This is a genomic window from Phenylobacterium sp. GW823-FHT02A09 (assembly GCF_058797775.1).
This window is the reverse complement of the sequence record NZ_JBXAJZ010000004.1, coordinates 300,484-313,558: the sequence shown is the minus strand read 5'-3', so window position 1 is coordinate 313,558 and position 13,075 is coordinate 300,484. Positions and strand designations below refer to the sequence as shown.

The window sequence follows — 13,075 nt, the reverse complement described above, 5'->3', positions numbered from 1 at the left end:
GCGGCCGGTTGATGCTTGCTGGCGGCCACCATACGCACCGCACGCGCCTTGAAAAGATTGACCTCGCGTCAAGAAATTCAGGGTTTTATGGCCCGCTGAACAAGAGCTCCGGAAGGCGCGCATGGCCAAGGCGATCTACCAGCGTAACCAGAAGGTCTGGGTTGAGAGCGTCGGCGTCTGGGCGACGATCGAGAAGATCGTGCCGGTCTGGGCCAAGGGTTTCGACGAGCCGGTCCGGGTCACCTACGACGTCGGGTTAAACCGCGAGTTCCAGGCGCACGAGTTGAAGCCCGAACAGGAAAGCGGCGCCGAAGCGCTGGGGGCCGGCGCACCGCCTTGGCGGCTCATGCGCGCCCGCAACAAGTGGCAGACCGAAGAAGACGCGGCGCATCATCCCTATCCGGGAACCTATCCGGTGGTGGTGACCGATGCGGCCGACTGGGGCGGCTGGCGGGTGCCGGGCGCCGAGTACGACCGCGATCCGCACAAGATCGAGTTCCAGGCGCGTCTTATCGCGCGCTCTCCGCACCTGCTGGCTCTGGCCCGTGAAGTCGTGCGGCTGGTGGACGAGAGCGCCGGCGATGCGCCGCCCGAGCTGCAGCGCATCGCCGAGGAGATCGCCAAGCTGGACCGGCACTTCCGAGAAGCGCCGACGGCGAGCCCGACTCCCGCCAGGGCGGCCGTGGCCTAAGCGCAGATCCTCGGGGACAGGCTGAGCGCCAGGACGACGGACCCTGAATTCGAGAGGGGCCGTGTCCCCCGACACAGCCCCTCCCCTTTCGGCGATCCGGCGCGGCGCCAACCCGCGTCATCTGAGACGCCCCGCCCGAACTCCGCAAACCCGCAACTGGCGCCGCCTGAGCAAGTGCGCTCGTTGCTTGTTCGCAACCAGTATTGCCGCCCGCGCGTACACCCCTCAATAGTGCAAATGCCCTATGAGCGACTGAAAGGCGGCCGTGCCCGACGATATTCAGCCGAAGTCATCCCGACCGTCCCCCGAGGGCGTGCTCAACGGGGCGATCACCCGGATCTACGAGGGCGTCCTCACCCTCCCGTACGCTGAGTTCAAGGAGCTTACCCTTCGCCAGCTGCGCGAGGTGCTGCCCTTCGATTCCGGCGTCTGGGCGTCCGGCGCGCACTCGACCAACACCATCCACAGCGTCGCTCTGATCGACCACGCACCCGACATGCTGATGAATTACGCGCTGAACTGGCAGGCGCACGACTTCGTGCGCGCCGCGGCCGTCGCCGAGCCAGGCGTGGCGTTCCGCAACGAGGACGTCATGGCGCTGGCCGACTATCACCGCACCGCGATCTATCGTGAGTTCTCCAGTCCCGCCGGCATCGAGCACGCGCTGGGCTTGGTTCATGCCGATCCGAGCGCGGATCTCGGCGAAATGCTGTTCCTGTTCCGCGCCAATCCGGCCGCCGCCTACTCGGACGCCGAGCGCGATCGCCTGCAGCTGCTGATGCCGCACCTGGCGACCGCCTGGCGTCAGCGCCAGGCGTTGGCCGTCCATGAGACCAGCGCCGTTCTGCCAGGCCGCAGCCACGCGGTGATCGATGAAGACGGCAGGCTGCAAGCGGCCGACTCCGGGTTCAGCGGGCTCTTGCGCAGCGCCTTCCCGGATTGGACCGGGCCGCTCTTGCCGGCCGAGGTCCGCATGATCCTGCAGCCGGGAAGGTCGGACCTGACCGCTGCCGGCCTGGACTTCCACCTCTTGCGCAGCCCAGGCCGCAGCGTGCTGTCAGCGGGCCGCCGCGATGATCAGGGCCTGACGCCGGCCGAGATGCGGGTCGCCCGGCTGTTCGCCGACGGCGCCTCGCATGGCGAGGTGGCCGCCAAGCTGGGCGTTCGCCCCGCGACCGTCCGTAACCAGCTCACCTCGATCTACCGCAAGCTCGACATCCATTCGAAGGCCGAGCTTGCGCGACGCTTCCCGCCGTCCAGCGGCTAGAACTTGTAGCCGAACCCGGCCGAGACGACCCACGGATCGAGCTTCACCTTGCTCTTGAGCGCTCCGCCGTTGACCGACGCGTCGGTCTCGAAGAACACCTTCTTGACGTCGAGGTTAGCGCTCCAAGGGCCGTTCAGGGCGACATCGACCCCGGCCTGCAGCGCGTAGCCGATGCCGTTGTCGATATCGACCTTGAAGCCGTTCTCGTCCTCGCCGCCGTAGAAGATCATGTAGTTGATCCCGGCGCCGACATAGGGGCTCACCTTGGCCTGCGGCGCGAAGTGGTACTGCAGCGATACGACCGGCGGCAGCACCCAGGTCTCGTGAACCGCGACGTCCGTCCCCGGCCCGACCGCCTTGACCTCGTGTTGGGTGGTCCCGGCGATGGCCTCGATGGCGAGGTTGTCGGTCAGGAAATAGGTCAGGCCCAGCGTCGGCATCACATCGTCGCCGACCTTGGCCTTCAGGCCGCTGTCGGCGCCGCCGGCGGTCAGGATCGGGTCCTCCGCGTCGGTCAGAACGCCGCTCACGCGGACGTTCAGCATCAGCAATCCCTTTTCCTTCGGACGGAAGTCCTGTGCTGCGGCGGGCGCGGCGATGGCGAGGGCGGCGCCCAGGACCAGGGCGAAGCGGGCGGAGGTCATGAATATCCCCATTTCTCTTATGGCTATCTCTGGGGAGACATCTCGCCGATCGGGAAGCTGCGCCTTGATCAACCTCAAATCGGCGTACTGGCGGACCGCGCCGCGCGTGGCTAAATGCGGCTCATGCGCACAGACACGCCCCAGGCGATCCGGCTCGCCGACTACACCCCGCCCGCCTTCCTGATCGACGAGGTCCGCCTCGACTTCGACCTCGCGCCGAACACCACGCGGGTGAAGGCCCGCCTGAGCATCCGGCGCAACGGTGAACACGCCGATCCCCTGGTGCTGAACGGCGAGCGGCTGAAGCCGGTCTCGGTGGTGCTGGACGGCCGCGTGCTGGCCGAGGGCGAACGCACGATCGACGCCGAGTTCCTGACCGTGCCGAACGTTCCGGACGTCTTCGTGCTGGAGACCGAGGTCGAGATCGACCCGGAGAACAACAAGGCCCTCGAAGGGCTCTACATGTCCGGCGGCCGCTTCTGCACCCAGTGCGAGGCCGAGGGCTTCCGCAAGATCACCTGGTATCCGGACCGCCCCGACGTGCTGTCGCGCTTCACGGTGCGGATCGTCGCCGACAAGGCGTTCCGCCACCTGCTCTCGAACGGCAACCTGCTGGAGGCCGGCGAACTGCCCGGCGAGCGCCACTTCGCGGTGTGGAACGACCCCTTCCCCAAGCCGGCCTATCTGTTCGCGCTGGTCGGCGGCGAACTCGACGTGCTGGAAGACAAGTTGGTCACGATGACCGGCCGCACGGTGGATCTGCGCATCTTCGTCGACACCGGCATGGCCCCGCGCGCGGCCTACGCCATGGACGCGCTCAAGCGCTCGATGAAGTGGGACGAGGACGCGTTCGGACGTGAGTACGACCTCGACCTCTTCATGATCGTCGCCGTCCGCGACTTCAACTTCGGGGCCATGGAGAACAAGGGGTTGAACATCTTCAACTCCTCGCTGCTGCTGGCCGATCCGGCCACTGCCACCGACCTCGACTACGAGCGCATCGAGAGCGTCGTGGCCCACGAGTACTTCCACAACTGGACCGGCGACCGGATCACCTGCCGCGACTGGTTCCAGCTGTGCCTGAAGGAAGGCCTGACGGTGTTCCGCGACCAGAGCTTCTCGGCCGACATGCGCGGCCACGCGGTCCAACGGATCAAGGACGTCAAGGCGCTGCGCGCCCGTCAGTTCCCCGAGGACCAGGGCCCCCTCGCCCACCCGGTCCGGCCGTCGAGCTACATGAAGATCGACAACTTCTACACGGCGACGATCTACGAGAAGGGCGCCGAGGTCATCCGGATGCTCAAGACCTTGATCGGGGCCGAGGCCTTCCGGCAGGGCATGGACCTCTATTTCGAACGCTGGGACGGCCACGCCACCACGGTCGAGGAGTTCATCCGCTGTTTCGCCGAGGTCAGCGGCCAGGACCTGAGCGACTTCTTCACCTGGTACGAACAGGCCGGCACGCCGAAAGTGTCCCTCGCCCACCGCTACGATGCGGCCGCGCGCACCCTGACGGTGGAGCTCAGCCAAGCGACGTCGCCGACGCCGGGACAGCCCGACAAGCGGCCGCTGCCGGTGCCGGTGATCCTCGGCCTGCTCGACGGCGAGGGCCGCACCTTGGCCTTCGAGCGTGACGGACGGGCGGTCGACGAGACGCTGATCGTCCTCGACGGCGCCGCCAAGACCGTGACCCTGACCGGCGTCGACACCGCGCCGGTGGTTTCAGCGCTGCGCGGGTTCTCCTCGCCGGTGACGCTCCGCACCGACGCGCGCGCCGCCGACCGCTATGTGCAACTGGCCGGCGACCCCGACCTGTTCAATCGCTGGGAGTCCGGCCAAGAACTGGCCCGCGCCCTGATCATCGCCCGCGCCCAGGGCGCGCCAGACGAGGTCGGCGAGGAACGCTTTGCTGAGGCCCTGGGCCGCGCGCTGTCCGATCAGGCCTCGGATCCGGCCTTCAAGGCCCTGCTGCTGTCGCTGCCGAGCGAATCCGACCTCGCCCTGGCCATTCAGCCGGCCGACCCGGCCGCCATCCACGAAGCGCGCGAGGCGTTGCGCACGCGCCTGGCCTTGCACCTGACCGACGACCTCAAGCGCCTGCACATCGGGCTGCAGGAGCTCGGCGAGTTCTCGCCGGACGCGGCCAGCGCGGGGCGCCGGGCGCTGCGGAACGCGGCCCTGGACCTGATGGCCGCTAATCCGCGGGCCGAGATCGGCGAGCTGGCGGACGGTCACTATCGCGCGGCGGTCAACATGACCGACGCAATCGGCGGCCTGTCGGCGCTGATGCTGGTCGGCGGCGAGCTCTACGAGAACGCGCTGACCGACTTCTTCGAGCGCTGGAAGTCCGAGCCGCTGGTGATCGACAAGTGGTTCGCCCTGCAGGCCCGCGATCCGGACGAAACGGCGCTGGGCCGCGTCATGGGGCTGACCGCCCATCCGGCCTTCGACCAGAAGAATCCGAACCGCCTGCGGGCGCTGGTCTCGACGTTCGCCAACTTCAACCCGGCGCGGTTCCACGACCCGAGCGGCGCGGGCTACCGGTTCCTGGCCGACCAGATTCTGGCCGTCGACGGCTTCAACCCGATGACCGCCGCGCGTCTGGTCGAACCTCTCGGCGGCTGGCGGCGCTACAAACCCGAGCTCGGCGCCCTGATGAAGGAGCAACTGGCTCGCATCGCCGCGACGGAAGGCCTGTCGAAGAACGTCTACGAACTGGCCAGCAAGGCGCTGGCCGACTAACGCGACCTGCCTGCCCCTACGCGCCGCAACGAACGGAATGTTTACGTGAATTCCGGAACGTCGGGGCAGGCTTGGAGCGCCCGTCATGTCCGTGTCTCTGCATCGGCTGCGGTTCCTAATCGTCGATGACAGCACCCACGCGGTGAATCTGGTGAAGGCGATGCTGCGCGGGTTCGGCGCCAGCCAGCTTCACGACGCCCAGACCATCGCGACGGCCAAGGCGCAGATGCGCGCCTCGCCGAGCGACATCGTCATCCTCGACTATATGCTGGGGACCGAGGAAGGCGTCGACTTCGCGCGCTGGCTGCGCACCGCCCCCGAAAGCCCAGCGCCCTATACGCCGATCATCCTGCTCACAGGCCATGCCGACCGGCCGCGGATCATGGCCGCGCGGGACGCCGGCGTGAACGAGTTCTGCGTCAAGCCGATCACACCTGCCGACCTGCTCAAGCGCATCGCCTGGGTGATCGACAAAAGCCGGCCCTTCGTCCGCTGCGACAGCTATTTCGGACCCGATCGCCGCCGGCATGATGACCCGAAATACACAGGTCCCGAACGTCGTGCCGATCGGCGCGCGAAACCCTGAAGGTTAAGCTAGACGGCCCGTGACGCGACCAGCCGGCTTGCGTAGACTCATCGTTAAGGTGAATCGGCGCGCAGAGGAGCGGCTGGGCTTTGGCCAAACGCGGGGGCAAGGACAAGGCCGAAGGTCGGCCCGGCCGCCTGCGCGGCGCCCCCGCGCCGGGCGCGGGGCTACTTGCGCACCAGGGCTTCGTGCGCATCGCCATCCTGTCGACGCTGCTGCTGCTGGCCGTCTACACGGCCGTCGCCGTGGTGCGGATCAGCCGCGAACCCCAGGCCCAGACGCTTGAAAACGCCGCCCTGCCCAGCCGCGCCGAGGCGCTGGCCGGACGCATCGAGGCCGAAGGCGCAGCCCTGCGCGGCGGTCTGTTGGCGGCGCGAGAAACCCTGCAACGCCGCGCCGACCCGCCGCTGGACGCAGCCGAATCCGGCCTGACCGCCGCGGCAGGCGCCGCCACCGCCGTGGCCATCTTCGACGATCAGGGGGTGATCGCGCTGGCCGGCAAGGCGGCAGGCGTAGACTGGCGCGCCCTGACGACCGAGATCGAGCGCGGCAAGACGGCGATCTGGTTCGGCGGCTCCGCCCAGGCCTCGCCGGCGATGGCCGCCTCGATCGAAGCGATGACCCCGAAGGGCCGACGCCGCATCGTCGTCATCGGCGATCCGACACGCTTGGGCGCGGCCTTGTCGCCGGACCAGGCGCTCGCTGCGGCCGATGGTCGGATCATCGCGGCGCTCGGCGCGGGCGGACTGTCGCAGGCCCTGGACGTCAGCCAGGGCTTCGGCGTTTCCGCCGCCGACCTCAACCGCGCCAGCGGCCTGCTAAAAGGCGCCAAGCCCGACGGCGCGCCGCTCGACATCGTGGCCCGCCCGTCGATGGGCGGCGCGCTGCTGACCGTCGCGGCGACGCCCTCGAGCGCCCACGAAGGTCTGTCGGTCAGCCGCGAGCTCGCCTGGCTCACCGCCCCGTTGGTGGTCGCCTTCGCGCTCGGCCTGCTGCTGCTGAATCAGAGCCGCCGCATCGAGAGCGCCCAACAGGCGGTCATCGACTCCGAACAGCGCTTCCGCTTGGCGGTTGAGGCCGCCCGCTGCGGGATCTGGGAGTGGGACCTGACCACCGACCAGATGTTCATGTCCGACGTCACCGGCGCGATCCTGGGCTGGGGCGGCGGCGGCGTGGTCTCAGGCCAGGAGGTGCTGGACCGGGTGTCGCCCGACCATCGCGAACGGGTCCGCCAGGCGCTGTCGACGGCGGCCATGTACGGCGGCTTCGACGTCTCGTTCCGCGTGCCCTCGCTACAGGGCGGCCGGCCGATCTGGATCGACGCCCGCGGTCAGGCCTTCGCCCGCCCGGGCCATGAAGGCTACTCCCGGATCATCGGGGTGGCGCTCGACGTCACCGAGGAGCGGATGGCGCAGGCCCGGGCCCAAGCCGCCGAGGGCCGGCTGCGTGACGCCATCGAGAGCGTCTCGGAAGCCTTCGTGCTGTGGGACCGCAATGGCCGGCTGCTGCTCTGTAACCAGAACTTCCGCAGCGTCTTCTCGCTGGAGCCGCGGCTGCTGAAGCCCGGCGCCACGCGCGACGAGGTCAGCCGCTTCGCCCAGCTGGCGATCCAGCAGGAAGGCCCGAGCCCGGATGGCCGCAAGGGCGTGCGTGAGGCCCAGCTGGCCGACGGCCGCTGGATCCAGATCTCCGAGCGCCGCACCGCCGAAGGCGGCTTGGTCATGACCGCCGCCGACATCACCGCGATCAAGACCCAGGAAGCGGCTCGCCGGCTCAACGAGGAGCAACTGCAGCGCGCTGTCGAGAACCTGGAACGCAGCCAGGAGCAGCTCTCGGAACTGGCCCGCAAGTACGAGATGGAGAAGGTTCGCGCCGAGGGAGCCAACAAGGCCAAGAGCGAGTTCCTGGCCAATATGAGCCACGAACTGCGCACGCCGCTGAACGCCATCAACGGCTTCTCCGAAATCATGGTCGGCGAGATGTTCGGCACGCTCGGCGACGCCCGATACCGGGGCTACGCCCAGGACATTCTGTCGTCGGGCCAGCATCTTCTGGCGCTGATCAACGACATCCTCGACATGTCGAAGATCGAGGCCGGCAAGATGAGCCTGAAGCTCGAGCCGCTGGCGCTCGAGGAGGTGGCCGAGGACGCCGCACGCCTGGTGCGCAATCGGGCCGAGGCCGCTGGCCTGACGCTGACCATCGACTTCCCGCACCTGCCCGAGGTCGAAGCCGACTATCGGGCGGTCAAGCAGGTGCTGCTGAACCTCCTGTCGAACGCCATCAAGTTCACGCCGCGCGGCGGGCGCGTGACCGTGCGCGCCGAGGGCCGGCGCGACCCGACCGGCGAGAGCATCCGGGTCAGTGTTCAGGACACCGGGATCGGCATCGCCCAGGATGATCTGGCGCGCCTGGCGCGGCCGTTCGAACAGGTCGAGAGCCAGCATTCCAAGACCACCCAGGGCACGGGGCTGGGCCTGGCCCTGACCAAGTCGCTGGTCGAGATGCACGGCGGCATGCTCGACATGCAGAGCGCTCCAGGCGAGGGCACCATGGTGTCGTTCACCATCCCCCTGCGCCGGGTTGACGCCGTGCAGCCGGTCGGCGGGTTCGCCGCAGCCTAGCGGGGCCGGTCCGCCGGCGGCTGCGGTCCCCGCGGCCGCTCGGTCAGGCCACGCGCCAGCACCTTCCGCTCCTCCGGCGACAGCCCAGCGGCGAAGTCTATCGTGTCGTTCTCGATCTGACCGCGGGCGTCGGCTTCCTGTGCTCGAATATCGGCCAGACGGCGCTTGGCGGCCGCCGGATCGAACGGCTCCTGGCCGATCGAATGCCAGGTCTCCATGCGCGCGGTCCGGGCCGCCCGCATGGCCTCACGCACCTCCGGGCTTTGGTCGCGCAGGGCCCGGCGATAGGCCTGCGCCCGATCTGGCGGCAAGGCGTCGCCGGCCCGCCACAACGGCGGGTTCGGACGCTGGGCCATATGCGGCCGCTCAGCCCGCACCTTCTGGCCGACGACCAGCCCGCCGGCCACTGCGCCGACCAGGAACAGGTTCAGCGCCAGCGACCCGAAGAGCGCGATCAGCAGGGTTTTGCGGCTCATCTATGCGCCCTCCAACGTCACCAGACCCGACAGGTCGTCATAGTTGCTGACTGCAGCGCTCACCGTGTCCTCGGAGGCCGGCGCCTGGGTCAGGTCCGAGAGCATCACACCGACGACGAGACCGGCCGCGCAGGCGGCGGCCAGGCCGGCGCCGACCCCCGCGCGCAGGAACCAGGCGCTCGGTCCCCAGCGGCGGCGCGGGGCCGGCGCGGAAGCGACCACCGCCTCGCGCAGCGCGGGGGAGACAGCCAGCGGCGCCCAGAGATCGAGCGTCGCGTCGAGTTCGCCCGCGTCGCTCAGCACGATGCGCGCAAATTCCGGCTCCGCCGCCATGAGCATCGCAGCAGCGTCACGTTCGGCGGCCGGCCAGCGGGCGACGTCGCCGCCATAGGCCTGGGCCAGGATCTCAAACCGTTCGTGGGTCATGCGATCAACCTCCCACCATATCCGCCAACGCCGCGCGCAAGGCGCGCCGCCCCCGCCCCAATAGACTTTCCAGGGCCTCGACGCTGACGCCCATCAGACCCGCCGCCTCGATGTTCGAGAGCTCCTGGTAATGACACAGCACGATGGCCTCGCGCTGCCTGTCCGGCAGGCGCTGCATGGCGGCGGCGACACGGTCCCCGACATCCTTGGCCTCCAGGCCGCGGTCCGGCGCTGGCCCCTCGTCGGCCTGCTCCGGCGGGTTGTCGGTCACGACTTCTCTGCGGCGGCGCAGCCGGTCGTAACAGAGGTTGAGCGCCACACGGTGCAGCCAGGTGTCGAAGCGCGCGCCGCCCGGACGCCAGCTGGGCGCCTGCTTCCATGCCCGCACGAAAGTCTCCTGGGCCACGTCCTCGGCTTCGGCGGGATCGCCCAGCATCCGCCCCGCCAAGGCGAGCAGCCGCGGCAGCTTGCGGGCGACGAGCGCGCGCACTGCCGCCGGGTCGCCGTCGCCCACACGCGTCAGCAGCTCCTCGTCCGGGTCGCTCAAACGTCACCTCGCCTGCGAGGGATGGGAGCCTGCAATGTCGTTCAATCGCCGTCACGGCCTCTGTTCTGTCGAAGGTCGCATCTCGCGCCCTGCCGACCGTTCAACGCGCCGCCACGTCCGATCCGTCGCTCAAGCCCCGACAATCGTTTCGTAGGCGGTCCGCGCGCCCCTTCGGGCCGTCTCCAGCTTCGTGCGGAGCGCCCGGAAGTCACGGACGTCCCCGGCGCGGGCCAGCAGCGTGCGGAACGCCTTCGGTTCGTCGGTCGGGTCAGCGTTGTCGCCCAGCGCCACCTTCAGCAGCTGAGTGAGGTTCTGCTGCAGCGTCCACGCCTTGCGCAGCGCCGCCAGCGCGTCGGCGGGCGCCAGGCCGTCGAAAGCGGCGAGCGCCTCGGCGGTGTTCTGGCGCAGCGGCCCGCCGTCCGCCGCATGGGCCAGTTGCAGGAACTGGGCGGCGAACTCGATATCGACCAGGCCGCCTGGCGAGAGCTTCAGGTCCCACTCCCCCTTCGGCGGCCGCTCTTGCTCCAGCAGCGTGCGCATGTCGCGCACATCGGTCGCGGTGCGGGCCCGGTCGCGCGGGCGGCGCAGGGCGGCTTCGACAGCCCCAGCGGCGGCCTCGGCGAACTCAGGCGAGCTGGCCCAGACCACGCGGGCCCGGGTCAGCGCCAACAGTTCCCAGGTCTCGGCCTCGCGCTCGTAGTAGTCCTCGAAGGCCGTGAAACTGACCGCGACCGGTCCCTTGGTGCCGGAGGGGCGCAACTGCATGTCGACTTCGTAGAGCTCGCCCTCGCCCGTCGGCGTCGAGAGCGCGGCGATCAGGCGCTGGGTGAAGCGGCCGTAGAAGACGTCGGCGCTCCATTCCTTCACGGACGAGGCCGCGCCCGGCTCGGCGGCGCGATAGAGGGTCATCAGGTCGAGGTCCGATCCCGCGCTCATCTCGCGCGAGCCGCACTTGCCGAGCGCGATCACCGCCACCTCGCCCGGAAAATGTCCGCCCAGTCGTTCGGCCTCGGCCAGCGCCGCGGGCGCAAGCGCCTCCATGCAGATGTCGGCGAGATCGGCGAAGGCGCGGCCGGCGAGCTCCGCGCTGGCCGCGCCGCTCATCACCTGCACGCCGACCCGGAACGCCTGCTCGCGGTGGACGCGGCGCACGGCGTCCATCACCTCTTCGAAGCCGTCAGCGCGGCTGACCGCATGGGCCATGACGCTGCGGTCCTCCTCGCTGTCGATGCTGGCGAAGAATGCCCCGTCGAGCAGCGCGTCGAGCGCGGCCGGCCGCCTCGCCAGAGTGCTGGCAAGCCGCGGCGCGAACGCCATCACCTGGACCATCAGTTCGAACAGCTTCGGCTGGGCCAGGAACAGAGACTGCAGTTGCACGCCCGACGACAGCTTGGAGAAGAACGCCTCGAACCGGGTGAAGGCCGCGTCCGGCGCGCCGCTGGCCTGGGCGGCGTCGAGCAGCCGCGGCGCCAACCGCGTAAACAGCTCGCGGCCGCGGGCCGTGCGCGTCGCCTGGATGTGGCCGTGGTGCCAGCTGCGGATCGTCTGCGAAATGGTGGCCGGATGGGAAAAGCCCATCCGCGCCAAGGTCGCCAGCGTCTCCGGGTCGTCCTCGACGCCGGTGAAGATCAGGCTGCCGAACCGGGAGGACAGTTGCTCCTCGTCCGGGAAGAGCTCGCCATAGCGGCCATTGACCGTCTTGAGGATGCGCTCGATGGCGGTGTCGAAGCTGCGCACGCGGTCGAAGCCCGAGAGCGCGGCGACCCGCTTTCGCTCGCCGTCGGACTCGGAGAGCCGATGGGTCTGTTCGTCGGCCAGCATCTGCACCCGGTGTTCGGCGCTGCGCAGCTGGCGATAGGCGTCGGTCAGCTCTTCGGCCGCCTGAGGCGACACATGGCCCGCCGCCTCCAGCGCGCGCAGCGCATCGAGCGTGCGCGGCGAGCGCAGCTCGATATGGCGGCCGCCGAGGATCAGCTGTTGAGTCTGGACATAGAACTCGATCTCGCGAATGCCGCCGCGGCCGAGCTTGAGGTCGACGCCCTTGGCGGTCAGCCGGTCGTCGACCTTGTGGACATGGATTTGCCGCTTGATCGAATGGATGTCGGCGATGGCCGCGAAGTCGAGGTTCTTGCGCCAGATGAAGGGCGCCAATTCGTCCAGGAACGCCTGGCCGCGGCCGATGTCGCCGGCCGCCGCGCGGGCCTTGATGAAGGCCGCCCGCTCCCAGTTCTGGCCGACGCTTTCGTAGTAGTCGAACGCAGCGGGAGCCGGCACCGCCGGCGGGGTCGAGGACGGATCGGGCCGCAGCCGCAAGTCGACGCGGAACACGTAACCGTCGCCCGTCTTGTCCTGCATCATGTCGGCGAGGCGATGGGTCAGGCGGACCGCGAAGGCCTGGGTCTCGACTCCATCGGCCAACGGCAGCACGTCGGGCTCGTAGAAGACCGAGATGTCGATGTCGCTGGAATAGTTCAGCTCATAGGCGCCGTGCTTGCCCATGGCGATGCAGAACCAGCCTGGAACCGGCCCCTCCTCGCCCGTACCGACGCGGGTCAGACGGCCAGCCTCGAGCTCTCCGCGCGCCGCGACGGTCAGAGCCGAGGCCAGGGCCGCATCGGCGAACCGGGTCAGTGAGCCCGTCACCTGATCGAGGTTCCAGACGCCGCCGAGATCAGCCAGCGCGATGAGTAGGTGCGCCTCGGCCTTCAGCTTGCGCAGGCCTGCCTTGGCCGCGTCCCAGTCGGCGTCGGCGAGCGCGGCGGTCCGCACCAGCAGGTCGTCGAACCGGGCCTCAGGCTCGCTGTCGAGCAGCTCGCGTAGCCGGGCCGGATCCCTGCGCGCCAGACCGGTCAGGTAGGGCGAAGCGCCGAACACCGGCGCCAACGCCGGCCAGGCCCGCTCAAGCTGTGCGCTCCAGCTGTCTCGCGCCGCGGCCTCCTCCAGCACGTTTCGGGCGCGCTCGGCGGCCTTCTCGTCGGCGATCGGACCGCAGGGGCGGATGGCGTCAATCAATCGAGTCATCGGGGAACGACATTAGCCGGGCGGCGGCGGCGCGCCACCCACGGCGCATGA

At 69.3% G+C, this 13,075-nt stretch carries 10 protein-coding genes; 5 read left to right on the top strand and 5 right to left on the bottom strand.

What is annotated here, in order from left to right; all coding sequences use genetic code 11:
- The first annotated feature begins 121 nt into the window (after nt 1-121).
- Both AC1Q87_RS18105 and AC1Q87_RS18100 read left to right on the top strand, forming a co-directional pair.
- Nucleotides 122-691, top strand: coding sequence for a hypothetical protein (locus AC1Q87_RS18105; protein ID WP_492610223.1), 570 nt, complete (start codon nt 122-124; stop codon nt 689-691).
- A gap of 265 nt (nt 692-956) precedes the next feature.
- The gene (locus tag AC1Q87_RS18100) at nt 957-1,958 is read left to right on the top strand and encodes a helix-turn-helix transcriptional regulator (RefSeq protein ID WP_492610222.1); all 1,002 of its coding nucleotides are present in this window, start codon (nt 957-959) and stop codon (nt 1,956-1,958) included.
- On the opposite strand, the gene AC1Q87_RS18095 is transcribed toward AC1Q87_RS18100, so the two are convergent.
- Nucleotides 1,955-2,602 carry an OmpW/AlkL family protein gene (locus AC1Q87_RS18095; RefSeq protein ID WP_492610221.1) on the bottom strand — a complete coding sequence of 216 codons (648 nt, stop codon included), beginning with the start codon at nt 2,600-2,602 and terminating at the stop codon, nt 1,955-1,957. The genes AC1Q87_RS18100 and AC1Q87_RS18095 overlap by 4 nt on opposite strands.
- Nucleotides 2,603-2,725: 123 nt before the next feature.
- Between AC1Q87_RS18095 and pepN the strand changes: the two genes are divergently transcribed.
- The 3 genes from pepN (at nt 2,726) to AC1Q87_RS18080 (ending at nt 8,554) form a co-directional block, all read left to right on the top strand.
- Nucleotides 2,726-5,344 carry an aminopeptidase N gene (gene pepN, locus AC1Q87_RS18090; RefSeq protein WP_492610220.1) on the top strand — a complete coding sequence of 873 codons (2,619 nt, stop codon included), beginning with the start codon at nt 2,726-2,728 and terminating at the stop codon, nt 5,342-5,344.
- An 85-nt stretch (nt 5,345-5,429) separates the two neighbouring features.
- Nucleotides 5,430-5,930 (top strand): response regulator, encoded by a 501-nt coding sequence (locus tag AC1Q87_RS18085; protein WP_492610219.1) that lies wholly within the window; start codon nt 5,430-5,432, stop codon nt 5,928-5,930.
- An 89-nt stretch (nt 5,931-6,019) separates the two neighbouring features.
- Entirely contained in the window at nt 6,020-8,554 is a 2,535-nt protein-coding gene (locus tag AC1Q87_RS18080; RefSeq protein WP_492610218.1) for a sensor histidine kinase, read from the top strand.
- On the opposite strand, the gene AC1Q87_RS18075 is transcribed toward AC1Q87_RS18080, so the two are convergent.
- The 4 genes from AC1Q87_RS18075 to AC1Q87_RS18060 form a co-directional block, all read right to left on the bottom strand.
- Nucleotides 8,551-9,030 carry a periplasmic heavy metal sensor gene (locus AC1Q87_RS18075; RefSeq protein WP_492610217.1) on the bottom strand — a complete coding sequence of 160 codons (480 nt, stop codon included), beginning with the start codon at nt 9,028-9,030 and terminating at the stop codon, nt 8,551-8,553. The two genes, AC1Q87_RS18080 and AC1Q87_RS18075, sit on opposite strands and share 4 nt — an antisense overlap.
- Nucleotides 9,031-9,456, bottom strand: a complete 426-nt coding sequence (locus AC1Q87_RS18070; RefSeq protein ID WP_492610216.1) for a hypothetical protein — start codon at nt 9,454-9,456, stop codon at nt 9,031-9,033.
- Between the two features lie 4 nt (nt 9,457-9,460).
- Complete coding sequence (locus tag AC1Q87_RS18065) at nt 9,461-10,003, bottom strand: RNA polymerase sigma factor (RefSeq protein WP_492610215.1); 543 nt, start codon at nt 10,001-10,003, stop codon at nt 9,461-9,463.
- Between the two features lie 129 nt (nt 10,004-10,132).
- Nucleotides 10,133-13,024 carry a bifunctional [glutamine synthetase] adenylyltransferase/[glutamine synthetase]-adenylyl-L-tyrosine phosphorylase gene (locus AC1Q87_RS18060; RefSeq protein WP_492610214.1) on the bottom strand — a complete coding sequence of 964 codons (2,892 nt, stop codon included), beginning with the start codon at nt 13,022-13,024 and terminating at the stop codon, nt 10,133-10,135.
- Nucleotides 13,025-13,075: the final 51 nt, after the last annotated feature.

What these genes read in the sequence shown, in the direction of transcription:
- pepN (WP_492610220.1), top strand. Translation starts at nt 2,726, where the DNA reads ATGCGCACAGACACGCCCCAGGCGATCCGGCTCGCCGACTACACCCCG.
- AC1Q87_RS18075 (WP_492610217.1), bottom strand. Translation starts at nt 9,030, where the DNA reads ATGAGCCGCAAAACCCTGCTGATCGCGCTCTTCGGGTCGCTGGCGCTG.
- AC1Q87_RS18095 (WP_492610221.1), bottom strand. Translation starts at nt 2,602, where the DNA reads ATGACCTCCGCCCGCTTCGCCCTGGTCCTGGGCGCCGCCCTCGCCATC.
- AC1Q87_RS18085 (WP_492610219.1), top strand. Translation starts at nt 5,430, where the DNA reads ATGTCCGTGTCTCTGCATCGGCTGCGGTTCCTAATCGTCGATGACAGC.
- AC1Q87_RS18105 (WP_492610223.1), top strand. Translation starts at nt 122, where the DNA reads ATGGCCAAGGCGATCTACCAGCGTAACCAGAAGGTCTGGGTTGAGAGC.
- AC1Q87_RS18070 (WP_492610216.1), bottom strand. Translation starts at nt 9,456, where the DNA reads ATGACCCACGAACGGTTTGAGATCCTGGCCCAGGCCTATGGCGGCGAC.
- AC1Q87_RS18060 (WP_492610214.1), bottom strand. Translation starts at nt 13,024, where the DNA reads ATGACTCGATTGATTGACGCCATCCGCCCCTGCGGTCCGATCGCCGAC.